This window comes from Marvinbryantia sp. (assembly GCF_047017445.1).
Classification (GTDB): domain Bacteria; phylum Bacillota; class Clostridia; order Lachnospirales; family Lachnospiraceae; genus Marvinbryantia.
The window spans coordinates 137,924-163,978 of record NZ_JBKXTT010000006.1 but is presented as its reverse complement, the minus strand read 5'-3'; the positions used below and the strand labels follow the sequence as shown (position 1 = coordinate 163,978).

Sequence of the window (26,055 nt, the reverse complement as noted above, 5' to 3'; positions counted from 1 at the left end):
TCATAGCTGCTTCTCGATTCCTCTCTGTACATATTGAAAAGCAAAATAAAAGATAATCCCTTTCGCCACGGAGGTGAGCGTCAGCGCCCACCAGATACCGGAAAGCCCGAGGCTGGTGCGCGAGAGCAGCAGGGCCAGAGGGATGCGCGCGCCGGTGAAAAGGATGCTGATCACACTGCAGAGCGTGGTTCTGCCAAGCCCGGAGAGCGCGCCGACCGTCATAAGCTCTACGCTCATAAAGACCTCGCTGCATCCGATGATGATCAGATAGTTTGCTGAGATCTCGACCACCTCCGGCTCGTAAAAGAACAGATGTGAGATGGAGCGCGGCAGCAAAAGGAAGGCTGCAGTGATAAGAAGTCCCCAGACGACGAGTATCCGCAAAGAAATGCGGTAGCTCTCGCGGATGCGCTGCGTTTTTTTTGCTCCGTAGTTCTGTGCGACAAAGGCGTTCAGTGCGGCGCCGAAGCCGTCCGCCGTGTTCCAGGAGAGGGATTCAATCTGTCCGCCCACTCGCTGCGTGGCGATCGCACCGGGACCGAAGGCAGATACCATGCGCGTCAGCACCATGGAGATCATACAGTAAAGTGAGGACTGCAGAGCGGAGGGAATCCCGATCCGGCTGATGCTGCGATAATAATTTCCGGGAACCGGCCGAAGCAGGCGCACCGTTTTTAAAAGATTATGCTCCGGGGCAGCGCGCAGGAGCTCTATTACGAGAACCGCGAGCACGATCATCTGCGCGGTGACGGTGGCGATGGCGGCACCGGCAGCTTCCAGCCGCGGGAAGGGGCCATAACCTAAGATCAAAAGCGGATCGAGAACCATGTTTGCGATCAGTCCGATGAGGTTTGCTTTAAAGGGCGTTTTCGAATCGCCCTGCGCCGTGTAAAGTCCGGTGAGCGTCTGCGTTAAGTAGCTGAAAATGATCAGACCGCAGGTGATCTTCATATAAATTTCTGCGGCGTGATAGGTTTCGGCGTCGTCCATCTGAAAGAAGGACAGGAGCGGGTCAGGAAAAAGCAGGCAGACGCCGCCAAAGAGTATGCCGAAGAGTATCGTGAGCTGCAGAGCGGCAGCCGCATAGCTGCGCGCCTCAGAGAGACGTCTGCTTCCACAGCACTGCGCCATATTGACCTGTCCGCCCATGCGCGGAAAAAGGACGAGCCCCTGGGAGAGCCAGACAAACATGCCGCCCACGCCGATGCCGGCAACAGCCTTTGAGCCGAGCATACCGATCCACGCCATATCGGTGATGTTGTAGGCAGTGGCGAGAAACGAGGATGCCATGATCGGCATAGCAAGTGAAGCGAGCGTCTTAAAAATCGGTCCGGAGGTTAGATCAAGGGATTGCTTCTTATTCATAATACACCTTTCTGATATATGTTAAAACATTTTTAGGATGCCAGAGCTTATCTATTCTGCTTGATTATAACAGATTTCCTGAAATATGCATAGAGGTTAAAATTTCTGCTTGACAAAGAGTATATACTGTATATAATGATATATATACAGTATATACTCTTTTGCTGTATTGATGATGTCCGGGAGGTGCACACCCGGGTGGAGAATACCTTTACAGAGAGGAGCCACAGATGAAAGTAATTCTTTCAAATCAGTCTGAACTTCCGATATATGCGCAGATACGGGAGCAGATGAAGGAACAGATCTTAAACGGTCAGATCGCGGAGGGCACCGTGCTCCCGTCGATCCGTCAGCTTGCGAAAGACCTGGGGATCAGCGTGATCACCACGACGCGCGCCTATCGGGAGCTGGAGAGTGAGGGCTACATCGCCTCGGTGCAGGGAAAAGGGAGCATTGTCCTTAAGCGCGATAATAAGATTATCCGCGAGCAGTGCCGCCGCCAAATGGAGGAGCACCTGGAGGCAGCGATCGACGCCTCGCAAAGATTAGATATGACGGATGCGGAGCTTGTGGAGGCGCTGCAGGTTCTGCAGAGACAGCGCAGGCGCTGAGCATGCGATCTATATCGGAGTTATTTTATGCGGGACAATTCAACCATGGTCCCGACGAAAAAGAAAGGAAGACAGAGCTATGAATGCATTGGAAGTAAAAGGACTTCATAAGGAATATAAGGATTTTACGCTTTCCGATATCAGCTTCACCATCCCGAAGGGCTACATCATGGGATATGTCGGTCAGAACGGTTCGGGCAAGACGACCACGCTGAGTCTGATTTCTCATCTCATTAAGGCGGACGGCGGTGAGTGCGTGATCGACGGCCTGCGCTATGAGGAGCAGCCGGTTGCGTACAAGGAAGCGATCGGCTTTGTGGGGGATACCGACGGGTTTCTGCCGGATTTCACGGGCAGAGATATCCGATCTATCTGCCGTGACTTTTATCCGACCTTCCGGGAGCAGGAATTTAACGCTTACATGGAAAAGTGGAAGCTGCCGGAGAAAAAGAAAATCAAGGAATTTTCACGCGGAATGCGTGTAAAGCTGATGTTTGCCATCGCTCTTGCACGCGATACAAGGGTGCTGATCCTCGATGAGGCGACGAACGGGCTTGATCCGGTAGTGCGCCAGGAGATTCTGGAAATTCTGCAGGAGTATATCAGCGATGGCGAGCACAGCGTGCTGTTCTCCACGCACATTTTAAGCGACCTGGAACAGATCGCGGATTATATTTTCTTCATTAACAATGGAAAGAAAATTTTCTGCGAGACGAAGGAGGATCTGCAGGAGAGCTGGATGCTGGTGAAAGGCGGACTGGACGATCTGGATGCGCGCTCGCGTAAATATCTGGTGGGAATTAAGGAAAGCGGCGTGGGCTTTGAGGCGATCGTTCGCAGCGACGACGCGGCGTACCTGCCGCAGGATTGCCTTCTGGAAAAGCCGCTGATCGATCAGATCGTTGTGCATATGATTCAGAATTTGGAGGGAAGATTATGAAAACATTTAAGTGCATCAAGCTGGATATACTGAAATCAAAGAGTATCTTTAAATTTCTGCCATTTTTTTTGCTGATTTGCCTGGTAACCACACTCGCAATGGATAATGCACCTGCATGCTGGGGAATTCTGTACCTGGTTTTCGGCGGGCTGATCATTGTATCTAATCCCTTTTTTGTCATGTCCAATATATCGGAGGTGTTTACCAACATGCTTCCGGCTTCTGTTGCAAACCGGGTATTTGGACGCTATCTGTTTGGGGTGATCGTGATGGTTGTTTCTGCGCTGCTGGGAATTGCGGCTGAGTTTTTCCGCATGATGGTCAGAGGGGGGATTTCCATGAAGGGCATCTGGGTTTTTACAGCCGCTTTTCTCGGCGCTGCGCTGATCGTGATGTCGGTAGAATTTCTGGTGCTGTATTTTGTGACGATCAGGAATGCGCAGATTTTGAGTATTGTACGTATGGTGCCGGCATTTGTGCTGTTTTTCGGAGCGAATGCGCTGATGGATGCAGGCGTGGCGGAGGGCGGTCTTGGCGGAATGCTTCAGTGGATCGCCCGGAATATGACGGTGCTTTCGCTGGGAATCCTCGCGGCGGGCATGCTGTTTACCCTCCTCTGTGCGGTAATCACCTGGCTGCATGAAAAATCAAAGTATTAGCTGTAAACAAAAGGATTGACATTTTAGGCGTATATCGTAAAATAGGTATGAAAGCAGTTACATTTATGACATAAGAAAACATTCATACGGAGGATATATGCAGATAATTATTGTGGGCTGCGGAAAGGTCGGTTCCACGCTTGCAGAACAGCTTAGCAGGGAGGACAACGACGTTACGGTTCTGGATATCAACGGACACCGTGTAGAGCAGCTTGTCAACGAATTTGACATCATGGGTTATATCGGCAGCGGCATCAGCTTCGACATGCTGATGGAGGCGGGCGTGAAGAAGGCGGATCTTTTGATCGCGGTCACAGGCTCGGATGAGCTGAATCTGATGTGCTGCCTGATCGCGAAAAAGGCGGGCGGCTGTCAGACGATCGCCCGTGTGCGCAACCCGGAGTACAGCAAGGAAACAGAATTTTTAAAAAAAGAGCTTGGGCTTGCCATGGTCATCAACCCGGAGCTGACGGCGGCGGGGGAGGCGGCGCGTGTGCTGCGCCTGCCGACAGCGATCAGCGTGGAAGTGTTCGCCAAGGGCAAGGTGGAGGTCTTAAAATTCCGTATCAAACCGGGTTCCCCGCTCTGCAATATGGAAATCCAGGAGATCGGACCGAAATTAAAGAGCGATATCCTGGTCTGCGTGGTAGAGCGCGGCGGCGAGATTACCATTCCGAACGGCACCTTTGTGCTGCAGGAGCGCGATAACGTTTATATTGCCGGAGCGCAGCAGAAGACGGCGGAATTTTTCCAGCGCATCGGCATCGGCTCCAAGCCGGTCGACAATATCATAATTGTTGGCGGCGGGAAGGTAAGCTTCTATCTTTCGCACATGCTGCTCGCAAACGGCATTGACGTAAAGATCATTGAGAAGGACGCAGACTGCTGCGAGATGCTCAGCCAGAAGCTGCCGGGAGCGACGATCATTCATGGAGACGGCACGGATAAGGCTCTTCTGATGGAGGAAGGGATTGATCGGGCAGACTCCTTTGCCGCTCTTACAGGCATGGATGAGGAAAATATTTTTCTGTCTCTCTATGCAAAGACACAGTCCGATATCAAGACGATCACCAAGATCAACAGGATTGCTTTCGACGAGGTGGTGAATAACCTCGACCTGGACACGGTGATCTATCCGAAGGATATCACGGCGGAGTATATTATCCGCTATGTGCGCGCGTTTGGAAATTCTATCGGCAGCAACGTGGAAACGATGCACCGGATCGCTGGCGGAAAGGCGGAGGCGCTGGAGTTTGTCATCCGCGAAAATGCGCCGGTGGTGAATATCCCGCTTATTGACCTGAATCTGAAAAACGATATTCTGATTGCCTGCATACAGCGCGGCAGTCATATAATTCTTCCGCGCGGAAATGACTGCATGAAGGTGGGAGACACCGTGGTAGTGGTGACATCGCGGACCGGACTGAAGGATATCAGGGATATACTCGGAAAGAGCAGGGCAGGACAGTAGGATGAATTACGGGATTATATGTTATGTGCTGGGATATGTGTGTTATTTTGAGGCGGCTTTTCTGATGCTTCCGTTTCTGGTCTCCCTGATCTACCAGGAATATATGGTGGGGGCGGCATATGTTGCCGTTGCCGTGCTGTGTTCGCTGATCGGACTTGGATTTACCCACAGGACGCCGCAGACGCGGATGTATACAAAGGAAGGGCTTGTCACTGTCGCGTTAAGCTGGATTCTTCTGAGTATCCTTGGGGCGCTGCCTTTCCGGATTTCCGGGGAGATTCCGCACTATGTGGACGCGCTGTTTGAGACGATCTCCGGCTTTACGACTACCGGGTCCAGCATTTTGACGGACGTGGAGGCGATGTCGCACGCCGGTCTTTTCTGGCGCAGCTTTACGCACTGGGTAGGCGGTATGGGCGTGCTGGTGTTCATTCTGGCGATCGTGCCGTCCAAGGGCGGCGCGTTTATGAATCTGATGAAGGCGGAGAGTCCCGGTCCTTCCGTCAGCAAATTTGTGCCGCGGCTGCGCGACACGGCGATTTTTCTTTATGGTATCTATATGGGTATGACGGTGATTCAGATAATTTTCCTTCTGATCGGCCGAATGCCGCTGTTTGACGCTGTCACGCTCACGATGGGCACGGCGGGAACCGGCGGTTTCGCGGTGAAAAATACCGGAATCGCCGATTATACGACGTATCAGCAGGGCGTGATCACGGTGTTCATGATCCTGTTCGGCGTAAATTTCAACACCTGGTTTCTGGTCGTGAAGAAAAAACCGAGACAGGCGTTCAGATCGGAGGAGGTACGGACCTATTTTGCAATTATCGCGATTTCCGTGCTGGTGATCACCTTTAATATCCTGCCGATGTTTCCGAATCTGTTCCAGGCATTCCACCATGCGGCGTTCCAGGTCGGCTCCATTATCACGACAACCGGATTTTCCACGCGGGATTTCAATACGTGGCCTCCGCTGTCGAAGACGATTCTGATGATCCTGGTGTTTATCGGCGCCTGTGCGGGCAGCACCGGCGGCGGGATCAAGGTCTCGCGTGTTGTTATCATGGTAAAGGGCATCGGAAAGGAAATCCGGATGCTGCTGCATCCGCGCAGCGTGCATAAGGTGCGAATGGACGGACGCCCGATCGAGCACGAGGTGGTGCGCTCCGTGAACGTGTATCTGGCGGTGTATGTGCTGATCTTTATCGGTTCGCTGCTGATCATCACGCTGGATGAGAAGGATCTGGTGACGAATTTCACGGCAGTTGCTGTTACCTTAAACAATATCGGTCCCGGACTTGAGGTGGTCGGTCCGGCAGGAAACTTTTCCTCGTTTTCGGACGTCTCCAAACTGGTGCTTTGTCTCGATATGCTTGCGGGACGTCTGGAGCTGTTCCCGATGCTGATGCTCTTTGTGCCCTCTGTCTGGACGCAGCACAGACCGGGGAAAATCAGAAAGAATAAGGAAGCGTGACGAGGAATGTTTGGAGAGTGTCATGCTCATCTGTTTATGGATGGGATCAACTACCGGCAGGCAGTAAACGATCATAAAAACGGTGTAAATGTCGCGCGCGTGCGGGAGCATCTTGAGGATTACCGCGCGTGCGGGATTACCTATATCCGGGACGGCGGCGATCATTTCGGCGTTTCCCTGCGGGCGCGGGAGCTGGCGGGAGAATATGGGATCACTTACCGCACGCCGGTATTTGCGATCCACCGCGCAGGGCATTACGGAGGGATCGTCGGGAAAGGTGCACGGACGCTGCAGGAGGTCAAAAGCCTTGTGCAGGAGGTGCGCCGCGAGCGCGGAGATTTTGTGAAGATCATGGTGTCCGGGATCATGGAGTACAGCGGCTTCGGGGTTTTGAGCGAAGAGACGCTGGAAAGGGAATGGATTTCGGAAATGATCCATATTGCCCATGAGGAGGGCTTCGCTGTTATGGCGCACGCGAACGGGGCGGACGCCGTGCTTGCGGCGGTGGAAGCCGGGGCGGACAGCATTGAACACGGAAATTATATCGACCGGGAATGTATGTCTGCGATGAAAGAAAACGGGTGCGTGTGGGTGCCGACCATTGTAACGACGCGCAATCTCATCGGCTGCGGCAGATATGACGATAAGGTGCTTGCGCAGATCTACGACATGGAGTGTGAAAATCTCGCAAATGCCTGGGCGATGGGCGTGCCGTTGGCGCTCGGAAGTGATGCGGGCGCTTATATGGTGCCGCATGGGAAGGGCGTTGTCCGCGAATATGAGACGTTCCGTGAAGTGCTTCCGAAGGTTAGCCTATGCAAACTGGATGCGTGGCTGCAGGCTGGCGAGGAGAAGATCCGGCGGGTGTTTGCACAGGAGAGATGAACAAAAAAAGGCGCAGCTTTGGCGCCGGGCTATGCCGTGCGGCGCGGCATAATTTGGGCTGTAGGCGGGTATACTGAAAAAGAGAGAGCTTTGCCGGATAAAAGAAGCTGTATATATTTTATAATTTTAATATAAGGAGGACATGCAATGAAAATTTTATTTTTTGGAACGAAAAGCTACGACAGGCAGTTTTTTGACGAGACCTGGAAGGAGAAGGAATACGAACAGATCCAGCTTGATTATGTGGACACGCTGCTGATTCCGGACACGGCAAGACTGGCGCAGGGCTATGACGCTGTGTGCGCGTTTGTAAATATGGACCTGAGCGCGTCGACCATCGAGACGCTGGCGCAGTGCGGCGTCCGTCTGATTCTGATGCGCTGTGCGGGCTTCAACAATGTGGATCTTGCGAAAGCGAAGGAAAAGGACATCACCGTTATGCGCGTGCCGGGCTACTCGCCGGAGGCGGTCGCGGAGCACGCAATGGCGCTGGCGTTGACGGCAAACCGTCACACACATAAAGCATATGTGCGTGTGCGCGAGAATGATTTCAGTCTGAGCGGACTGATGGGCATCACGCTGTACGAAAAAACAGCGGGCATTATTGGCACCGGGAAGATCGGAGCGGCGATGGCTCGCATCTGCCGTGGGTTCGGTATGAAGGTGCTTGCATACGATGTTTACAAAAATCCGTCCCTGGATTTTGCGGAGTACGTGGATCTGGACACGCTGCTCGCGCAGTCTGATCTGATTTCTCTGCACTGCCCGCTGACCGAGGAGACGCATCATCTGATCAATATCAACACGATCGAGAAGATGAAGGATGGCGTCATTCTGGTGAACACCTCCAGAGGCGGTCTGATCAAGACGGACGATCTGATTAAGGGTATCCGCGAAAACAAATTCTTTGCGGTCGGTTTGGATGTATATGAGGAGGAAAACGGCAGCGTTTACGAGGATCTCTCGGATGCGATCCTGGCGCACTCCACGGTGGCAAGACTTTTAAGCTTCCCGAACGTCATGGTGACGTCCCATCAGGGTTTCTTTGCGAGAGAGGCGCTGCAGGCGATCAGCAAGACAACGATGGAAAATGCCCTCAGCTTTATGCAGGGAAAGAAAAACGGAAATGAAGTAGAATAAGGCTATGTAAGCTGCGGCATATCAGATACGGAGAGGGCCTATCTGATATGCCTCTTTTTAAATTCGTTTCAGATACCACTTTTCAATTGCATTGATCAATGCGTACAGCGTCATCGCGATGATGCAGAGTATCACAATGCTCATCAGAACCCAGTCGAGCTTGAACACCTGACTTCCATAGATGATCAGGTAACCAAGACCGCATCTTGCGCCGATAAATTCCCCGATTACAACGCCAACGAGACAAAGCCCGATATTTACCTTCATGATACTGATGGTTGCGGGGACGGTGCTTGGCAGGACTACCTTTGTGAGTACATGGCGGCGTTTGCCGCCCAGCGTATAAATCAGTTTCATTTTGTCCTGGCTGACCTCGCGGAAACCGGTATAGAGGTTTAAAATGGTGCCGAAGATCGCTACGGACATGCCGGCGACAATGATCGTAGTGCGGTTTGCTCCAAGCCAGACGATCAGAAGCGGCGCCAGCGCTGATTTGGGAAGGCTGTTCAGTACCACCAGGTAGGGCTCCAGGATTTCCGATAGCTTGTCGCTGCACCACAAAAGGATCGCGCAGAGAAGTCCGGCAATAACGACGAGTATGAAGCTTGCGATTGTTTCTATCAGCGTTGCGCCGACATGTTCAAAAATGCTTCCGTCCCTTACCATACCAATAAATGTGTGCACGATCCTGCCTGGACTGCTGAAAATAAAGCTGTCGATCCAGCCCTGGTCTGCGGCGGCCTCCCACAGCACCAGAAAGGCAGCCAGAAGGACGAAACGCATCACTTTTACAAATAGCCGGTGTCGGCTGCGCTTTGCGAGATATTCCTGCTGATGTACAGAAATATTCCTGGGATATTCCCGGTGCTGACAGACCTGGCAGCGGTCGCTACACGGTTTCTGTTTCATGCGCATACGTGTTCAGCTCCTTCCAGATCTGATTAAAATATTCCTTAAACTGCGGAGCGTTCCGCGACTCCATCGGCGTGCGTTCCGGCAGGTCGAAGGTAACCGGAAGCTCTTTTATCACACGCGCCGGACGGCTGGACAGTACCAGCACCTTATCCGCCATGCTGACAGCCTCTGCAAGGTCGTGCGTCACCAGGATCGCCGTCTTATGTTCCTTTTTGATGATGCCGTAAATGTCGTCCGCTACAGAAAGCCGCGTCTGATAGTCCAGTGCCGAAAACGGTTCGTCAAGGAGCAGCAGGGACGGGCGCAGTACCAGCGTTCGGATCAGCGCCGCCCGCTGGCGCATTCCGCCGGAGAGCTGGCTTGGTTTGACATGCCGGAAATCCCACAGCCCGTACTCCCGCATCAGCTTTTCTGCAAATTGAACATTTTCCGCCGTCAGACAGTGCTGGATCTCCAGACCAAGCGTCACATTCCCATAAATATTGCGCCATTCAAAAAGCTGATCTTTCTGCGGCATATAGCCAATGTGAAAATCCACATGTTCCCCGACGGGCTTTCCGCTTAAAAGAACCTCGCCGGATTCCGGCACGAGCAGGCTGCAGATCAGCGAAAGCAGTGTTGATTTTCCGCATCCGCTCGGACCTACAATGACTGCAAATTCACCGTTGCTGACCTGAAATGATATATCCGAAAGAGCGTGCGTCTCGCCCTGTTCTGTGTGATAGGAATAATTCACATTCCTGCATTCTAATAAAGGCTGCATCTCATACCTCCCATAGTGTTATATGTTAGTGTATGAAATGCAGCGTTTTTTGTTATTTGCTGAAGGCGTCCATTTTTCTATTATATTCCCTGCGATTTTCGGAAAGCTGTTGCAGCTTGTAAACGATTCTTTTCTGTGATATCCTGTAGGAAAGCAAGAACCATTCAGGAAGAGCGATAACAGGGTATAAAATACAAAAATGGAGAATGAAAATGAGATCAATCGTATTATGCTACAATCTGGAAGGAACAGAAAAAGGAAAAAAGCTTGCCGGGATATTTCGGCTGCTCGGCTGCGAACTGCGTCATGTGCAAAAAAGTGAGCTTTTGATGCCGATCGGCGTTCTGGCAGGAATCTTTGAGGACAATGTACGGCAGCAGGCATATATAGGAAACGGGTTTTCTGAAGAAATGCTGGTGCTGCACATGGCAGGGGAAGAAATACTCGATATCGCCCTGCAGATGATGCGCAAAGAACAGGCAACCGTAGCGCTCAAAGCAATCCTCACCCCACACAACATGAAATGGAATTCGCTGGCGCTCCACGAAGAAATCCTGCAGGAGCACAGGACAATGACAGCGCAGCGTCCGCCGGCAAAGCCTGAAGGCGGACGGGCTGAGAACAGGTGATCATAAAATAAAGCAGAAAGCAAAAGCAGCGGTGCGGATCGGGAAAGATTATTTTCCGATCCGCACCGCTGCTTTGATAGAAAGAATGTTATACAGTATTCGTAAAGGATTCGTCAACCAGGATCTCGACCGGCATGTAGGTTTCTTTGGAGGAGGGAACGCTGCGCTTCAAAAGATAATCGGCGATCTGCTGAATCGCCTGTCTCCCCTGCTCGGTCGGATGTTGGTTAAGCAGAGCAGCAACATTGCCATGTGTTAGATGGAATACATTGGGCTCTGAAGTATCAAATGCGATAATTTTACATTTTCCGAGGAGTCCGGTGTCCTCTAATGCCTGATAAGCGCCGCTGTATCCGCCCGCTGCGAAGAAAAAGAGGTCGATATCATGATTTTTCTGCGACAGGGACGATACTGTTTTATAGGCGATCGCATCGTCATCAAAGCACTCTACGGGCGGCAGGATCTGATAATTTTGTTTTGCAGCCTGCAGGACATCTGTAAATCCGGTAACACGCCTGCTGACGCCTGCCATTTTGCGGGTGCTGGTCATGATCGCGATCTTGCTGCCGGGAGAAAGGATCTGCTTTACAAGACCGGCAGCGATACGCCCGCTTAAATAGTGGTTGCATCCGATAAAGGAAAAATAGTCGAAATTGTCCAGCAGGGCGCTGACGATCACGACGGGAATATTTCGGGAGGTAAATTCCCGCAGCTTGTCAGCGATGCGCGGATCGTTTGCCGGCGTGAGTGCTACGGCATCAACGTTCTGCTGAAGCATTTCATCGAGCTGGCGAAGCTGTTGTTCCACGTCAAAGCCATGCGACATTTTCACAATGCCGGTAATGTTTTGCGAAAGCAAATTTTCCAATGCAGTGAGCATGCCCGCCATAATATCGGTAAAATAGGGGTGCCCGGTTGCATTGATCAGAAGACCGATGCGATACTGAACAGAAGCGGATACAGGCATGGATGCTGCGAGTGTTTTGCGGGTATAACCGAGCGATTCGGCTGCTGCCAGAATGCGCTGTGCAGTGTCGGATTTTACACCTCCGCGTTTATTTAGTACCCGGTCAACTGTACCGCGGGATACGCCGCACATATCGGCGATTTCGTTCATTGTGATGCCCATATTGATGCCCCTTGCCTGAAATAATGTCTGATTATACATAAAAATATACACAATACAATTTATATAATCATAGCATTTTTATAGGTAATTGTCAATTAATGTAAGAATGTTGGAAAATATTGTAAAAATGTTCTAAAAAAGATATAACGCACGAAAAAGCACGAAACCAAAAATATGATAAAAATGTACGAAATTATAGGAAACACGAAGCAAAGATAAAAAGAATAGAAGAAAAATGATGAATTTTAAAGAAAAATATTGACATAAATTATACATATATGATATATTTGTGTAAATGATGCAAGAATGTTATGATAAAAAGTAAATGCAACATTTATAACATTTAAAACATTATAAGGACGTTTTGAAAAACAAAAGGGGGAGTGTGGGAAGGGATGAGGGCTTACCGGGCCAGATGGTAACTTGCGGAAAACAAACGGGAAAAATAAAAAGAAAGGTGAAAAACAGATGAAGAAATTATTTGCAGGTATTATGGCAGCAGCAATGGCGATTACAGGATTTACGGGATCAACCGTGGTTGGAGCGTCGGAGGAACCGACAGTGATTAATATTGGTATTTTGGATGGATGGACAGGTTTTACGACAAAATATATTGTCGATAATGAACTGGACATACAAAACGGCATAGATGTGGAATATCTTGTGTTTTCATCCGGAGCGCCGGCAAATGAAGCAATGACGGCGGGCGAGCTTGACTGTGCGATCATCGGCGGAGGAGCTACGGTTCCGGCGCTGGCAAATCTGGATTCGAAGCTGATTATGGAGGTAAACAATGATACCATTGGCATGAGTATGATTGCCAGACCGGAGCTTGCCTGCACAGGCGTTTCGGGAGCGGCGGGAGATCTGGATATCCTGGGAGATGCGGATAGCGTCAGGGGACTCACCATTCTGACAACAGCGGGTACACTGCAGTATTACTGTACAGTGAAATATGTAGAAGCGCTGGGACTTACGATGGAGGATGTGAACATTGTGTCTATGGATGCAAACCAGGCTTACCAGGCATTTCAGCTGGGAGAAGGAGATGTGCTTTGCTGTTCGAACAACTACTCCTTTGATCTTGTGCGTGAGGGAAATGTGGAACTGGCATCTTTGACATCGCTTCACTGTGACGCGACGGCGCAGGTTGTATGCAGCGACGCGGCTTTTCAGGATGAGGAAAAATTTCAGGGGCTGGCAGTTCTCTGCAGACTTCTTGCAGAGGTAAATGATACCATGAATAATGATACGGAGCTTGCAACACAGTGTTATGTAGAGTGGGTACGTCTGAATGGCGGTTCTACTTCGGAAGAGACTGCAAAGACGATCATGGAACAGAAACCTTATTATGGTGTGGAGGATGTAAAAGAGAGAAAGCTCGGAGAAGATTTCTTAAATAATTTTGTGGAATTTTACATTATGACGGAGCAGATTGAAGAGAGCCAGAGAGCCGACATTGAGAAAAATGTCCGCGATGATGTACTGGTGGCTGCAGGACTGAAATAAATGATCATATGGAACGGCAGGTTCCTGTATCATAAAAAGGAGGCATCTATGAAGAAAAAAGCGCTTTATTTTTGTATATCACTGTTCAGCCTCAGTCTGTTTATCTTTCTTTGGTGGCTGGTCACAGACGGACTGGGCATCTTTCCGGCAAAAGCGCTTCCGAGTCCGGCAAAAGTAGTTACGACCTTTATAGCAAAATGGACAAAACGCGCACCGGATGGCGGAACGATGCCAGAGCATATTTGGGCGAGCTTAAAGCTTGCCCTGTATGGCTTTTTCCTCGGCGCGGTTATTGGGATCCCGGTGGGCATTATGATGGCGTGGAATCATAAGGCAGATCTGCTCATTACACCGATTTTTAATTTCCTCCGGCCGATTCCGCCTATTGCGTGGATTCCGCTGATGCTGATTTTCTTTGGGATCGGGCAGACGGCAAAGGCGGCTGTTATCTTTGTTTCGACTGTTACAAACTGTATTCTAAACAGCTACAGCGGCGTGAAACAGGCGAAAAACGTGCATCTGTGGGTTGCACAGACCTTTGGGGCGAGCAGATGGCAGATGTTGTTTAAGGTGGCGATCCCGTCGGCGCTGCCAATGATTTTTGCGGGACTTAGCCTTTCTATGAATCTGGCCTGGATGTCACTGGTGGCTGCGGAAATGCTGGCGGCGGATAAGGGACTGGGGTATTTGATTCAATATGCGCGTATGATGGCGCGTACGGATCTGGTAATTGTAGGCATGATCGTGATCACTGTGATCGGAGCGATTCTTAACAAGATTTTGAGCACGATTGAGCATGCGGTTGTAAAAGGGAGGCATATGCAGTGAAAAAGAAAAACAAAAAAACATTTGCTGATTCAAGGATAGAGAGTATTGTCTACGGAATTCTTGCCTTTTGCATTTTTCTTGCCGTATGGGAGCTTGTCTCAATGACCGGAAAAATCGGCAGATTTTTTCCGAGTCCGTTTCTGGTCATCCGTGAATTTGTAAAGGCGTTTTATGTTCAGATTGGACAGAACACGATGCTCGAACATATTTTTTACAGTCTGCGTCGTGTGACGATCGGGTTTGGACTTGGGGTAGTGATCGGTATCCCGCTTGGTCTGATCATGGCATGCTCCAAAGTCTGCCGGGCATTTTTTATGCCGTTGTTCAGTATTGTGCGTCCGATCCCCGGGCTTGCATGGATTCCTCTGGCGATTTTATGGTTTGGTCTTGGCGAAAGCTCAAAGCACTTTTTGATCTGTATGACGGCACTGGTTGGAATCACGATGCAGACTTATTTTGGTGCGCTGGAGACGGATCCGATGTTGATCGGAGCGGCAAAAATGCTTGGGGCAAATAAATTCCAGCTTTTTACCAATGTGATCATACGATCTGCTATTCCAAATATTTTCCTGGGGCTGCAGGGAAGCTTTGCGGGCGCATGGTGTGCAGTGATTGCTGCAGAAATGATCCGCTCTGATGAAGGAACCGGGTGGATTATTTTTAACGGTATGAACTATGCGAATACTACGCAGGTGATCGTTGGAATGCTTGCGATCGGATTGGTAGGACTGATTACATCCAGTCTATTAAAAGCACTGGAAAGGAGGCTGTGCGTATGGAACATACAGGGCAAGTAAACTCTATGATCACATGCAGAAATATCGGCAAAACATTCTCGACGAAAAAGACGTCGCTGGAGGTTCTGCAGAAATTTGATCTTGACGTGAAAGAAAATGAATTCGTGGTTCTTTTGGGGCCGGGGCAGTGCGGCAAGACGACTCTTATGAATATCATTGCCGGGTTGGAGCCGCCTACTGCCGGAGAGGTTCTTTTTCAGGGAGAAAAGGTGACAAAGCCGAATCCTGGGATTGGGATGGTGTATCAGACGACAGGGCTTTTTCCATGGTTTACGGTTATGAAAAATGTAGATTTTGGACCGCGCATGAAGCATATGCCGAAACAGGAGCGGCGTAAAAAGGCGCAGCATTTTATTGATCTGGTAGGACTGACAGGTTTTGAAAACAGCTATCCCATTAAGCTTTCAGGCGGCATGCGTCAGAGGGTTGGTATTGCGCGTGCATACTGCAACGATCCGGCGGTTTTGCTGATGGATGAGCCGTTCGGGCATTTGGATGCGCAGACACGGTATGCCATGCAGGAAGTCATTACGAATATCTGGAGCAGGGAAAAGCGGACAGTCATATTCGTCACAAATAATATAGAAGAAGCGGTATTTCTGGCAGACAGAATTATTTTGCTGACGAACTGCCCGACGAATGTGAAGAGGGAGATCAGGATTGATTTACCGCGTCCGCGTGATTATGTTTCCAAGGAATTTTTGAAAATTCGCGAGGAAATCAGCGAAATTTTCGAAAGTACAAAGTGAGGGATGATCATATGAAAAAGGTGGAAGTTAAAAATCTGACGAAAAGCTTTGGAGATCTGCTGGTGCTGGATAATGTATCCTTTGATGTGAAGGAAGGGGAATTTCTCTGTATTGTCGGACCGACGGGCTGCGGAAAGACTACTTTTTTAAATAGTCTGACGGGGATCTATGAGATTGATGAGGGAGAGATTCACATTGATGGGGAAAGCGTAGATCTGAAAAAACACAGTATTGCTTATATTATGCAGGAGTATTCTACCATGTCATGGCTGAATGTGAGACAGAATGTACAGTTTGGTCTGGAGATACGAAAATACTCTAAGGCAGAGGTGAAGCAAAAAACAGACGAAGCATTGCAGCTGGTCGGTCTGGAAAAATTTGCGGATTATTATCCAAACCAGCTTTCGGCCAGTATGCTGCAGAGAGTAGCAATTGCGCGGGCATTTGCGGTGCAGCCGGATCTTTTACTGATGGATGAGCCGTATGGGCAGCTTGATCTGGAGCTCCGTTTTAAGCTGGAGGACGAGTTGCTGAATTTGTGGCGAAAACTGAAGACGACCGTGATTTTCATCACTCATAATATTGAAGAGGCAGTGTATCTGAGCGAAAGGATCCTGGTGCTTACGAATAAGCCGACGACGATTAAGAAGAGTATTCAGAACGGGCTGCCGTATCCGCGCAGGGTAACGGAGGATTCATTTGTGGAACTGCGCAATGAGGTGACTGCGCTGATTAAATGGTGGTAGCATGAGGGAAACAGAAAAGTATACGGAAAAATGGGTGCGCAGGGAATGGCTGGAAGACCCCGTCTGCAAAAGGAAAGTGCCGGCGATCGTGCTTGGCTCACAAGACGGAATGAATCTGACGCTCCTCCCGGACCGTGCGCTGGATATTTATGCGCTTTTTTTTCGCGGACGGAGGGTGAGTTATCTGGATCATCGGGCGGGGCTCGCACCGGAAAATTTTGTGGAGAACGGTGTGGAAGGATTTTCTGTCAATTTTTTCGGTGGATTTCTGACGACCTGTGGACTTCTGAATGCCGGACGTCCGTGCAGAGAGAACGGCCGGGCATTCGGACTTCATGGATGTATCTCCAATACGGCATGTACACGGACCAAAATCTACGAGGATGCCAGCATGGTACGTGTGTGTGCGTTGGTCGAAGAAAATCATCCGCAGGGGGAAAGACTGCGCATGGAGCGGGTGATCACCCTGTTAAAAAAGACGCCTTATCTGGAAATTCATGATATCGTGACAAATGCGGGGAAACTGGCAACGCCGGTGATGATGATGTATCACATCAATTTTGGAGAGCCGTTTTTGTCGGAAAGGCTGCAGGTTTCTGCCGATTTTACTTACATTGAGGAGAGGGACACAAAGCGTTGTTCACCGCCGGATGAAGTGCTTGCCATGGCAAAGAGGGGGAGTGCTCAGAGGGAGACGGTCTACTACACTCAGACAGACCCGCAAAAGGGAGTTTCCCTCTGGGATCCGGTGTCTGGTGTGCGCATTCATCTGCGTACAGAGGGAGAATGGCTGAAATGGACGGGATTCTGGAAAAGTTTTACGAAAAAGACGTTTGCGCTTGGCGTGGAGCCGTGCTTCTGCCCGGGGGTCGGGCGCGTGGAAGCGGCAAGGCGCAAGGTACTGCCGGCGCTGCAGCCGGGCGAGCAGTGTGAAAACCGGATCTGTATAGATTTAAAGGCGGGTTTTTCAGATATGTTTGATGAGGAGGGAATACAGTGAGAGCAATCATGCTTATGTTTGACACGTTAAATCGTCATTTCCTGCCATGCTATGGCTGTGAGTGGACGCATGCGCCAAATTTTCAGCGGCTGGCGGAGAAAACGTGTGTATTTGACAATTGTTATATTGGAAGTATGCCGTGTATGCCGGCGCGGCGGGAGCTGCACACGGGACGTTATAATTTTCTGCATCGCAGCTGGGGACCTCTGGAACCTTACGATGATTCTGCAATAGCAATGCTGAGCGCGAGCGGCATCTACACGCATCTGGTGACAGATCACCAGCATTACTGGGAGGATGGCGGGGCGACATATCACTTCCGCTATACCTCCTTTGATTTTATCCGCGGGCAGGAGGGAGACCCCTGCTATGGGGATGTGGAGGCGATGCGGGGAGTGGATAAGATCAATTATCCGGCAAGCGTCTTCAAACAGGCAATGGACCAGGTGAACCGTGCGCAAATAAAGGATGAACGGGACATGCCGCAGGCAAAAACATTTGCGTCCGGACTGGAGTTTATTCAGAAAAATAAGGATGCGGACAACTGGTTCCTTCAGCTGGAGTGCTTCGATCCGCACGAGCCCTTCTGCGTTCCGGAAGCCTATAAAAAATGGTACGATGATGCTTATGAGGGAGAACCCTTCGACTGGCCGGGATACGGACGGGCAGAGGCGGATCCCGGAAAGCGCAGCCATATCCGCAAAACGTATGCGGCGCTTTTATCCATGTGCGATCATTATCTTGGCAAGCTGCTGGATTTAATGGATGCCTGCGATCTGTGGAAGGATACTATGCTGATTGTGAATACAGACCATGGTTTTATGCTGGAAGAGCACGATTACTGGGGGAAAAATATTATGCCCTGGTATAATGAAACGGCACATATTCCATTATTTATCTGGGATCCGCGCAGCCGCGTGGCAAACGAGCGCAGAAAAAGCCTGGTGCAGACCATAGATCTTCCGGTGACACTGCTGGAATTTTTTGGACTGGAGAAGACCCGGGATATGCAGGGACATTCTCTGCAGGAGGTAATCCGGACAGATACTCCGGTGAGGGAAGACGCATTGTTTGGCGTCTTCGGCGGACACGTCTGCGTGACGGATGGCAGATATGTTTATATGCGCGGCATCGGAGAGGGCAAAAACGAGCCGCTCTATCAGTATACCTATATGCCGATGCATCTGTACAATCTGTTTTCGGTGCCGGAGATGCGCACGGTTGAACTGGCGGAGCCGTTTTCCTTTACGAAGGGCTGCAGACTGATGAAGATCCGCAGCGGCAGATGGGTAAAAAGCGATACTCATGCGCGGATCGGCTATGTAGATGCAGATCATATTCACGAAAGCCTGCTGTTTGATCTGGAAAGCGATCCACAGCAGCTGCATCCCCTGGAAGATGAAGCGCTGGAAAAGAGGATGCTTGAAAAGCTGGCTGTGTTAATGACGGAAAATGACGCGCCTGCAGAGCAGTACGAACGTCTGAATATGACGCGGAAGATGGGCGGCTGAACAGCTGCCCGGATGGAAAGGAGGAATAGGCTTGGAATTATTCTGGGGCGATTTACATAACCATTGCGGGATTTCCTATGGATTTGGCAGCCTGGAAAACGCATTGGAGGATGCCAGGACACATTTGGATTTTTGTTGCGTGACGGGACATGCCATGTGGCCGGATATGTATGAGCGTGTACCCGAGACGATGTTTGTGGTAGACTTTCATAAAAGAGGATTTGAAAAATTAAAGAAGGGCTGGGATGAAGTGCGCCGTATGGTCAATGCATATAATGATGAGCGGCTTGTAACTTTTCAGTCGTATGAGATGCATTCTTCAAAGTATGGGGACTGTCATTTTGTGTCGCCGGACGAAGGGTTTCCGCTGATTTACCGTGACAGTCCGGCGGAGATTATCCGCGACTGCGGATGTCGGGCGATCGCGGTGCCGCATCACATTGGCTATACACCGGGATACCGGGGGATTTCCTGGGAGTTGTTTGACGAGAGGATTTCCCCAGTCGTAGAGGTGTATTCCAAGCACGGCTGTGCAATGCGGGAGGATGGTCCGTTTCCTTATTATCATGACATGGGTCCGCTTGATCCGCGCAATACGGTGGCGGAAGGGTTACGCCGGGGCTGTCATTTTTCTTTTGCAGGTTCCACCGATCATCATGCCGGCTTTCCCGGCTCCTATGGGGATGGGATCGCAGGCGTATGGGCGGAGGAAAAAACGCGTGAAGCTATCTGGAAGGCAATCACAAAGGGACACATCTATGCGGCATCCGGGGATCGGATAGCCTGCAGCTTTTTCGTAAACGATGCGATGATGGGAGATAAGCTGACGACAGAAAAAAGGCATATCCGGCTGATGGCAGAGGGGGATGCTCTGCTTGAGAGTATGACTGTTCGCAAAAATGGCAGGATATTGAAACAATATATGCCGGAAAATACCCCGGAGAGAGATTTCGAAAACCGCTATAAGCTCCGTCTGGAGATGGGCTGGAGCAATTCGCCGGATCTATATCACTGGGAGGGGGAGATCAGGGTGAAAGGCGGGGAATTTGTGCGTGTGCAGCCTTATCTGCGGGGAAGGAATGCGTTAAGCCCGAGCGACGCGGAAGTGGATTCGCAGGATGACACTAACCGTCTGCATAATTTTGTTGTGCCGGGTAAAGAGCACGTGATGTTTGGATGTGACACTACATGCAATAAATCTACGCTGCATCCGCTGACAAGCGCGTTTGTTTTTGAGGTGAAAGGGAAAACGGATGCGGTCATCACACTGCGGCTCAATGGGCAGACTAAGGAAACGACATTGCAGGAGCTGTTAAGATGCGGCTATACTGCGCAGATGAAACCGTGGCATTCTCATGCTTATAAAATGCATACGGCATACCCGGCAGCACTATGCTGCGGAGAAATGGAATTTGATGATCTTCCGGAGGCGGAAGAGGATGTTTATCAGGCGGAGATCGTGCAAGGCAATGGGTGCAGAGCGTTTGTCTCGCCAATCTATGTAAGAGCATAAATTGGCGAGACAGGTTCGCACTGTTTTATTCCAGCTCAAAAGCACCTGTATATAACTGGTAATATTTTCCTTTCTGTGCGATCAGCTCATCATGTGTGCCGCGCTCGATAATGCGTCCCTGCTCCAGCACCATGATGGCATCGGCGTTGCGGACGGTGGAGAGACGGTGTGCGATGACAAACACCGTGCGCCCCTTCATCAGCGCATCCATACCCTTCTGGATGATTGACTCCGTGCGGGTGTCGATGCTGGAGGTTGCCTCATCCAGGATCATGACCGGCGGATCGGAGATCGCGGCGCGGGCGATGGAGAGAAGCTGGCGCTGTCCCTGCGAAAGCTCGGCGCCATTGCCGGAGATCACGGTATCGTAGCCCTGCGGCAGCATCTCGATAAAGTCGTGTGCGTTGGCGATCTTCGCCGCCGCGTAAACCTCCTCGTCGGTAGCGTCCAGCTTGCCGTAGCGAATGTTCTCCATGATGGTGCCGGAGAACAGGTTTGTGTCCTGCAGAACCATGCCGAGCGAGCGGCGCAGCTCCGGCTTTTTAATCTTATTGATGTTGATATCGTCGTAGCGGATCTTGCCGTCGGCGAGATCGTAAAAGCGGTTGATCAGGTTGGTGATGGTCGTCTTTCCGGCGCCGGTTGCGCCGACAAAGGCAATCTTCTGACCGGGCTTCGCGTAGAGCGAAATATTGTGCAGCACGATCTTATCCGGGTCGTAGCCGAAATCCACATCGTAGAAGCGCACGTCGCCCTCCATCTTTTTGTAGGTGAGCGTGCCGTCGCCGTGGCGGTGCTTCCATGCCCACATGCCGGTGCGCTCCGGGCATTCTGTCAGCTCGCCGTCCACATATTTTGCGCGGACAAGCGTCACGTAGCCCTCGTCCTCCTCCGGTTTTTCGTCCATCAGATCAAAGATACGGCCGGCTCCGGCGAGCGCCATCACGATAGAGTTAAACTGCTGCGAAATCTGACCGATCGGGTTCGTGAACGACTTAGAGAGCTGCAGGAAGCTCGCGATCATGCCGACTGTGATGCCGCCGATATTGTTCAGCGCGAGCACGCCGCCGACGATCGCGATCACCACATACTGCAGGTTTCCGAGGTTGCCCATCACCGGCATCAGAATATTCGCATAGCGGTTGGCGTTGGTGGCGTTGCTGCAAAGCTCTTCATTTAGTTTGTCGAAGGCTTCCTTTGAACGGTCTTCGTAGTTGAACACCTTTACGACCTTCTGTCCGTTAATCATTTCCTCGATGTAGCCGTTTGTCTCGCCGAGAGAAGCCTGCTGCCTGATAAAGTAGCGGCCGCTGTTTCCGGCGATCTTACTGGTGACGCGCAGCATAAAGAATACGGAAATCGCAACTACCAGCGAAAGGTGCAGGCTGGTCGTCAGCATCGCGATGATGACCGAAACGATCGTGATCGCGGAGGAGATCATCTGCGTGAGGCTCTGCGAGAGCATCTGGCGCAGCGTATCCGTATCATTGGTGTAGTGGCTCATAATATCGCCGAAGGCGTGCGTGTCAAAATATTTGATCGGCAGCGTCTGCATATGTGCAAACATCTCGTCGCGGATGCGCTTCTGCACGCCCTGTGCGATCGTTACCATCGTTCTGGAATAGAGCAGCGTTGCCAGCACGCCGGCAAGGTAGATTGCCGCCATTTTCAGCAGCGTCTGAAAAAGCGGACCGAAGTCGGGATCTGCCGACTGCAGCAGCGGCGTCACATAATCGTCGATCAGTGTCTGTAAAAACAGCGAGGCAATGACGCCGGTGACGGAGCTTATCAGGATACAGACAAGCACCAGGATCATATGAAATTTGTAATCTCTGCCGATATAGCCGAGCAGACGCTTCAGCGGGATCATTGGATTTTGTTTTTTCGTCATTTCTCTGCGCGCTTCCTTTGTCATGCCGCGCGCCATCGCTTTGTGGTCATCCTGTCTACTCATCGTCCGATTCCCCCTTTACCTGAGAATAATAAACCTCCTGATAAATATGATTGGAGGCGAGCAGCTCATCGTGCGTTCCGACTGCCGAGATCCGTCCGTTGTCCATGACAACGATCTTGTCGGCGTTCTGGACGGAAGAGATACGCTGCGCAATGATCAGCTTGGTCGTATCCGGGATTTCCTCGGCAAATGCCTTCTGGATCAGCGCATCGGTGCGGGTGTCCACCGCCGAGGTGCTGTCGTCCAGAATAAGGATCTTCGGCTTTTTCAGCAGCGCACGCGCAATACAGAGACGTTGCTTCTGACCGCCGGAAACATTGGAGCCGCCCTGTTCAATATGTGTGTCGTAGCCGTCCGGGAAGGTGCGGATAAAGTCGTCCGCCTGGGCGAGCTGACAGGCGTGGATCATTTCCTCGTCCGTCGCGTCCTTCTTTCCCCAGCGCAGGTTATCCTTGATAGTGCCGGAGAAAAGCACGTTTTTCTGCAGAACCATGGAAACGGCGTCGCGCAGAACCTCCAGGTCATACTCGCGCACGTCCAGTCCTCCCACCGTGAGGCTGCCCTCTGTGATATCATACAGACGCGGAATGAGCTGCACGAGCGAGCTCTTTGCGCTTCCGGTGCCGCCGATAATGCCGACGGTCTCTCCGGATTTGATGTCCAGATTGATATCTTTGAGACTCAGGCGGTTTTTATCCTTCGAGTAGCTGAAGGAAACGTGTGAGAAGCAGATGTCGCCGTTTTTTACTTCCTTCACCGGCTGCGCGGCGTCTTTAATATCCGGCTGTTCCTTCAGCACCTCGTCGATACGCTCCACAGAAGCCCTGGACATGGTCACCATCACGAAAATCATGGAGAGCATCATAAGGCTCATCAGGATCTGCATGGTGTAGGTAAACATGGAAGTAAGCTCGCCGGTCGTCATGGTATTTGAGACGATCATATGGGCGCCGAACCAGGAGATCAGCAGCATACAGGTGTACACGCAGGTCTGCATGGCGGGGCTGTTGAAGGCGAGAAGCTTTTCGGCCTTATTAAAATCTTTAAAAATAGCGCCGGAGATCTTGTTGAATTTCTCCTTCTCGTAATCCTCGCGCACAAATGATTTCACGACGCGGATACCGTGGACATTTTCCTGCACAACGTTGTTCAGCTTATCGTAGGTCTTAAACACGCGTGAGAAGATCGGGTGTGCCGTTACGGTGATCCCAAAGAGTATGCAGCCGAGCACCGGAATGATAGCCAGGTAAATCAGCGCGAGACGCGGATTGATCTTACACGCCATCACAAACGCCGATATCAGCATGATCGGGGCGCGCACCGCCACACGGATCACCATCTGGTAGGCGTTCTGGACGTTGGTCACGTCGGTCGTCAGCCTTGTCACCAGACTGGAGGTGGAAAAATGGTCGATATTCGTGAAGGAAAAATCCTGCACCTTATAAAACATTGCCTGGCGCAGATTTTTCGCAAAACCGGCGCTGGCAACCGCGGCGTAATGACCGGAGAGCGCGCCGCAGGCAAGGGACGCCATCGCAGCGGCCACCAGAATAAGACCGTAAAAGAGAATCCGGTTCATGTTTCCGCTGCTGATGCCCTCGTCGATCAGGCTTGCCATCAGAAGCGGAATAAGCACCTCCAGGATTACCTCAAGGGTAACGCAGATGGGCGCAAGGATAGAGGGCTTTTTGTATTCTCCGATACAGCGGAGTAAATTTTTCAGCATAAAGTATCATCCTCCTTTTTTTCATGCAATTTATGGCAGGAATGTGTGCTGCTGCCGCCCAGCATCTGTGAGATCGTTTTCAGCATCGTAAGAAGCTGCGCTTCCTCTTCCGGCGTAAAGCAGTCGGAGATAGAGTTGTCAAATTCGTCGATCGCATGCGCCATCTGCTGCGAGACAACGCGGCCTTTTTCCGTCAGAACCAGTCTTTTCAGGCGGGCGTCCCCGGAAACGGCCTGCCGGGTAATATAGCCGTTTTGCTCCAGATGCGATACTACGCTGGTGACGGAGGAGCGGCGGATACCAAAAAGCTTTTCGATATCCCGGTGATAAACGTCCTGCCCGATCTGTTCCGCATGCGCCAAATGACAGATGATACGGCTCTGTATTCCGGTAATGCCGTATTTCTGTGCGATCTCATCAATGCTGCGCTTGATCTGGTAGGAGACCATATTGATCCACTGTCCGATATGTTCTCTCTGATACAAAATAATCACCTCACAATGTAAGATTTCCGGTAAAAAAGTTCGAAATCGGATTGTTCGAAATCTAATAATTTGAAACGGAACACATTTTAATACGCACTTTCTATTTTGTCAATTGTATTTTGGAAATTTTTCTGCTATACTAGCGACATAGGGCCGGGAGTCATATGCCCAATATTCAGAAATAAAGGAGAGGACACTATCATGAGTATTGTATTTGACAAATCACTGGAAACAGGAAATGAACTGATCGACAGCCAGCACAGGGAGCTGATTGCCAGAGTAAATAAGCTGACAGAGGAGTGCGCAGTCGGCAAGGAGAAAAATGTTGCCGTACAGACGCTGGACTTTCTGATGGACTACACGGTGATCCATTTTGCAGATGAGGAAAAGCTGCAGGCGGAGCACAATTACCCGCTTCTTGATCAGCATAAGGAGCAGCATGCGGCTTTTGTGAAGGCGGTGGACGAGCTGCGCGAGATGCTGGAAGAAGAGGAAGGACCGAGCGAAGCGTTTGTGGAGGCTGTGAAGAAGAACGTAGTCGACTGGCTTGTTATCCACATCCAGGGATGGGATAAAAAGGTCGCAGAGTTTGTCTGTGCAAAATAGTCTGTCCTATGAATAACCGCAATTATCAACGCGAACTGGACAAAGTGATCGCAGGACTGGCAGAAAAGGTGCCGGTCCTGTTTCTGCATAGCTGCTGCGCGCCCTGTAGCAGCTATGTGCTGGAATATCTGTCGCAGTATTTTAGGATCACTGTTTTTTACTATAACCCCAATATTTATCCGGAGGAGGAGTACCGCAAGCGTGTGGTGGAGCAGCAGCGCCTGATCCGTGAGATGCCCCTGAAGCATCCGGTAAGCTTTATCGAGGGCGATTTCGACGACGCGCATTACTATGAGGCGGTCAAGGGGCTGGAGCGCGAGCCGGAAGGCGGCGCGCGCTGCCGCGTCTGCTTTGCGCTACGCCTGCGGGAGACGGCGAAGAGAGCTGTCCTTGCCAATGCCGATTACTTTGCGACCACGCTCACGATCAGCCCGCTGAAAAACGCAGCAGTCATCAATGAGATCGGGGAGCAGCTTGCCGGGGAGTACGGCGTTTCCTGGCTTCCTTCTGATTTTAAGAAAAAGAACGGCTTCAAGCGCTCCGGAGAGCTGTCCGCCAGGTACGGGCTGTACAGACAGAACTACTGTGGGTGTGTATTCAGCATGAAAGGGGCTTGCGGCTGTGCGGAAAATATGATACACTCCGTATGA

General features: G+C 50.9%; 25 protein-coding genes. 18 read left to right on the top strand and 7 right to left on the bottom strand.

The window, feature by feature from the left end:
- On the bottom strand, window positions 1–1,365 hold the full coding sequence (locus ACLU9Q_RS08820; RefSeq protein ID WP_412625035.1) for an MATE family efflux transporter: 1,365 nt from the start codon (window positions 1,363–1,365) through the stop codon (window positions 1–3).
- A 230-nt stretch (window positions 1,366–1,595) separates the two neighbouring features.
- Between ACLU9Q_RS08820 and ACLU9Q_RS08815 the strand changes: the two genes are divergently transcribed.
- The 7 genes from ACLU9Q_RS08815 to ACLU9Q_RS08785 all read left to right on the top strand — a co-directional run bounded on the left by ACLU9Q_RS08815 (window position 1,596) and on the right by ACLU9Q_RS08785 (window position 8,545).
- Window positions 1,596–1,976 (top strand): GntR family transcriptional regulator, encoded by a 381-nt coding sequence (locus tag ACLU9Q_RS08815; RefSeq protein WP_302591881.1) that lies wholly within the window; start codon window positions 1,596–1,598, stop codon window positions 1,974–1,976.
- A 79-nt stretch (window positions 1,977–2,055) separates the two neighbouring features.
- Window positions 2,056–2,916 carry an ABC transporter ATP-binding protein gene (locus ACLU9Q_RS08810; protein ID WP_302591882.1) on the top strand — a complete coding sequence of 287 codons (861 nt, stop codon included), beginning with the start codon at window positions 2,056–2,058 and terminating at the stop codon, window positions 2,914–2,916.
- Window positions 2,913–3,575, top strand: a complete 663-nt coding sequence (locus ACLU9Q_RS08805; protein WP_302591884.1) for an ABC-2 transporter permease — start codon at window positions 2,913–2,915, stop codon at window positions 3,573–3,575. Before ACLU9Q_RS08810 ends, ACLU9Q_RS08805 begins: the two co-directional genes overlap by 4 nt.
- A 97-nt stretch (window positions 3,576–3,672) precedes the next feature.
- Complete coding sequence (gene trkA / locus ACLU9Q_RS08800) at window positions 3,673–5,046, top strand: Trk system potassium transporter TrkA (protein ID WP_302591885.1); 1,374 nt, start codon at window positions 3,673–3,675, stop codon at window positions 5,044–5,046.
- Window position 5,047: 1 nt separating this feature from the next.
- A complete protein-coding gene (locus ACLU9Q_RS08795) occupies window positions 5,048–6,520 on the top strand; it encodes a TrkH family potassium uptake protein (protein ID WP_302591886.1) in 1,473 nt (490 codons plus the stop codon).
- A gap of 6 nt (window positions 6,521–6,526) precedes the next feature.
- Window positions 6,527–7,405, top strand: a complete 879-nt coding sequence (locus ACLU9Q_RS08790; RefSeq protein ID WP_412625033.1) for an amidohydrolase family protein — start codon at window positions 6,527–6,529, stop codon at window positions 7,403–7,405.
- Window positions 7,406–7,552: 147 nt separating this feature from the next.
- Entirely contained in the window at window positions 7,553–8,545 is a 993-nt protein-coding gene (locus tag ACLU9Q_RS08785; protein ID WP_302591888.1) for a 2-hydroxyacid dehydrogenase, read from the top strand.
- 57 nt (window positions 8,546–8,602) lie between these two features.
- Here the strand turns inward: ACLU9Q_RS08785 and ACLU9Q_RS08780 are convergent, their stop codons facing one another.
- Window positions 8,603–9,454, bottom strand: coding sequence for an ABC transporter permease (locus ACLU9Q_RS08780; RefSeq protein WP_412625090.1), 852 nt, complete (start codon window positions 9,452–9,454; stop codon window positions 8,603–8,605).
- Window positions 9,435–10,223, bottom strand: coding sequence for an ABC transporter ATP-binding protein (locus ACLU9Q_RS08775; protein ID WP_412625032.1), 789 nt, complete (start codon window positions 10,221–10,223; stop codon window positions 9,435–9,437). Before ACLU9Q_RS08775 ends, ACLU9Q_RS08780 begins: the two co-directional genes overlap by 20 nt.
- 212 nt (window positions 10,224–10,435) lie before the next feature.
- Between ACLU9Q_RS08775 and ACLU9Q_RS08770 the strand changes: the two genes are divergently transcribed.
- The gene (locus ACLU9Q_RS08770; RefSeq protein WP_412625031.1) at window positions 10,436–10,852 is read left to right on the top strand and encodes a DUF3783 domain-containing protein; all 417 of its coding nucleotides are present in this window, start codon (window positions 10,436–10,438) and stop codon (window positions 10,850–10,852) included.
- Between the two features lie 88 nt (window positions 10,853–10,940).
- Here the strand turns inward: ACLU9Q_RS08770 and ACLU9Q_RS08765 are convergent, their stop codons facing one another.
- Window positions 10,941–11,981, bottom strand: coding sequence for a LacI family DNA-binding transcriptional regulator (locus tag ACLU9Q_RS08765; RefSeq protein WP_302591891.1), 1,041 nt, complete (start codon window positions 11,979–11,981; stop codon window positions 10,941–10,943).
- A 468-nt stretch (window positions 11,982–12,449) separates the two neighbouring features.
- On the opposite strand from ACLU9Q_RS08765, the gene ACLU9Q_RS08760 reads away from it, so the two are divergent.
- Genes ACLU9Q_RS08760 through ACLU9Q_RS08725 form a run of 8 tightly spaced genes read left to right on the top strand, consistent with a single transcriptional unit; the run spans window position 12,450 to window position 20,634 of the window.
- Window positions 12,450–13,490 carry an ABC transporter substrate-binding protein gene (locus ACLU9Q_RS08760; protein ID WP_412625030.1) on the top strand — a complete coding sequence of 347 codons (1,041 nt, stop codon included), beginning with the start codon at window positions 12,450–12,452 and terminating at the stop codon, window positions 13,488–13,490.
- Window positions 13,491–13,538: 48 nt separating this feature from the next.
- On the top strand, window positions 13,539–14,318 hold the full coding sequence (locus ACLU9Q_RS08755; RefSeq protein WP_302591893.1) for an ABC transporter permease: 780 nt from the start codon (window positions 13,539–13,541) through the stop codon (window positions 14,316–14,318).
- Entirely contained in the window at window positions 14,315–15,115 is an 801-nt protein-coding gene (locus ACLU9Q_RS08750; protein ID WP_302591894.1) for an ABC transporter permease, read from the top strand. Before ACLU9Q_RS08755 ends, ACLU9Q_RS08750 begins: the two co-directional genes overlap by 4 nt.
- Complete coding sequence (locus tag ACLU9Q_RS08745) at window positions 15,094–15,864, top strand: ABC transporter ATP-binding protein (RefSeq protein WP_302591895.1); 771 nt, start codon at window positions 15,094–15,096, stop codon at window positions 15,862–15,864. Before ACLU9Q_RS08750 ends, ACLU9Q_RS08745 begins: the two co-directional genes overlap by 22 nt.
- Window positions 15,865–15,875: 11 nt before the next feature.
- Entirely contained in the window at window positions 15,876–16,610 is a 735-nt protein-coding gene (locus ACLU9Q_RS08740; protein ID WP_302591896.1) for an ABC transporter ATP-binding protein, read from the top strand.
- Between the two features lies 1 nt (window position 16,611).
- Window positions 16,612–17,610 (top strand): DUF4432 family protein, encoded by a 999-nt coding sequence (locus tag ACLU9Q_RS08735; protein WP_412625029.1) that lies wholly within the window; start codon window positions 16,612–16,614, stop codon window positions 17,608–17,610.
- Window positions 17,607–19,121, top strand: a complete 1,515-nt coding sequence (locus tag ACLU9Q_RS08730) for a sulfatase (protein ID WP_412625027.1) — start codon at window positions 17,607–17,609, stop codon at window positions 19,119–19,121. Before ACLU9Q_RS08735 ends, ACLU9Q_RS08730 begins: the two co-directional genes overlap by 4 nt.
- A gap of 31 nt (window positions 19,122–19,152) precedes the next feature.
- A complete protein-coding gene (locus ACLU9Q_RS08725) occupies window positions 19,153–20,634 on the top strand; it encodes a DUF3604 domain-containing protein (RefSeq protein ID WP_412625026.1) in 1,482 nt (493 codons plus the stop codon).
- A 25-nt stretch (window positions 20,635–20,659) separates the two neighbouring features.
- Here ACLU9Q_RS08725 and ACLU9Q_RS08720 read toward each other — a convergent pair whose 3' ends face one another.
- Genes ACLU9Q_RS08720 through ACLU9Q_RS08710 form a run of 3 tightly spaced genes read right to left on the bottom strand, consistent with a single transcriptional unit; the run spans window position 20,660 to window position 24,799 of the window.
- Window positions 20,660–22,549, bottom strand: coding sequence for an ABC transporter ATP-binding protein (locus ACLU9Q_RS08720; protein WP_412625088.1), 1,890 nt, complete (start codon window positions 22,547–22,549; stop codon window positions 20,660–20,662).
- A gap of 31 nt (window positions 22,550–22,580) precedes the next feature.
- Entirely contained in the window at window positions 22,581–24,314 is a 1,734-nt protein-coding gene (locus ACLU9Q_RS08715) for an ABC transporter ATP-binding protein (protein WP_412625025.1), read from the bottom strand.
- On the bottom strand, window positions 24,308–24,799 hold the full coding sequence (locus tag ACLU9Q_RS08710) for a MarR family winged helix-turn-helix transcriptional regulator (protein WP_412625024.1): 492 nt from the start codon (window positions 24,797–24,799) through the stop codon (window positions 24,308–24,310). The genes ACLU9Q_RS08715 and ACLU9Q_RS08710 overlap by 7 nt, the downstream gene beginning before the upstream one ends.
- Window positions 24,800–25,000: 201 nt before the next feature.
- On the opposite strand from ACLU9Q_RS08710, the gene ACLU9Q_RS08705 reads away from it, so the two are divergent.
- Both ACLU9Q_RS08705 and ACLU9Q_RS08700 read left to right on the top strand, forming a co-directional pair.
- Window positions 25,001–25,405 (top strand): bacteriohemerythrin, encoded by a 405-nt coding sequence (locus tag ACLU9Q_RS08705; RefSeq protein WP_412625023.1) that lies wholly within the window; start codon window positions 25,001–25,003, stop codon window positions 25,403–25,405.
- An 8-nt stretch (window positions 25,406–25,413) separates the two neighbouring features.
- A complete protein-coding gene (locus ACLU9Q_RS08700; protein WP_412625022.1) occupies window positions 25,414–26,055 on the top strand; it encodes an epoxyqueuosine reductase QueH in 642 nt (213 codons plus the stop codon).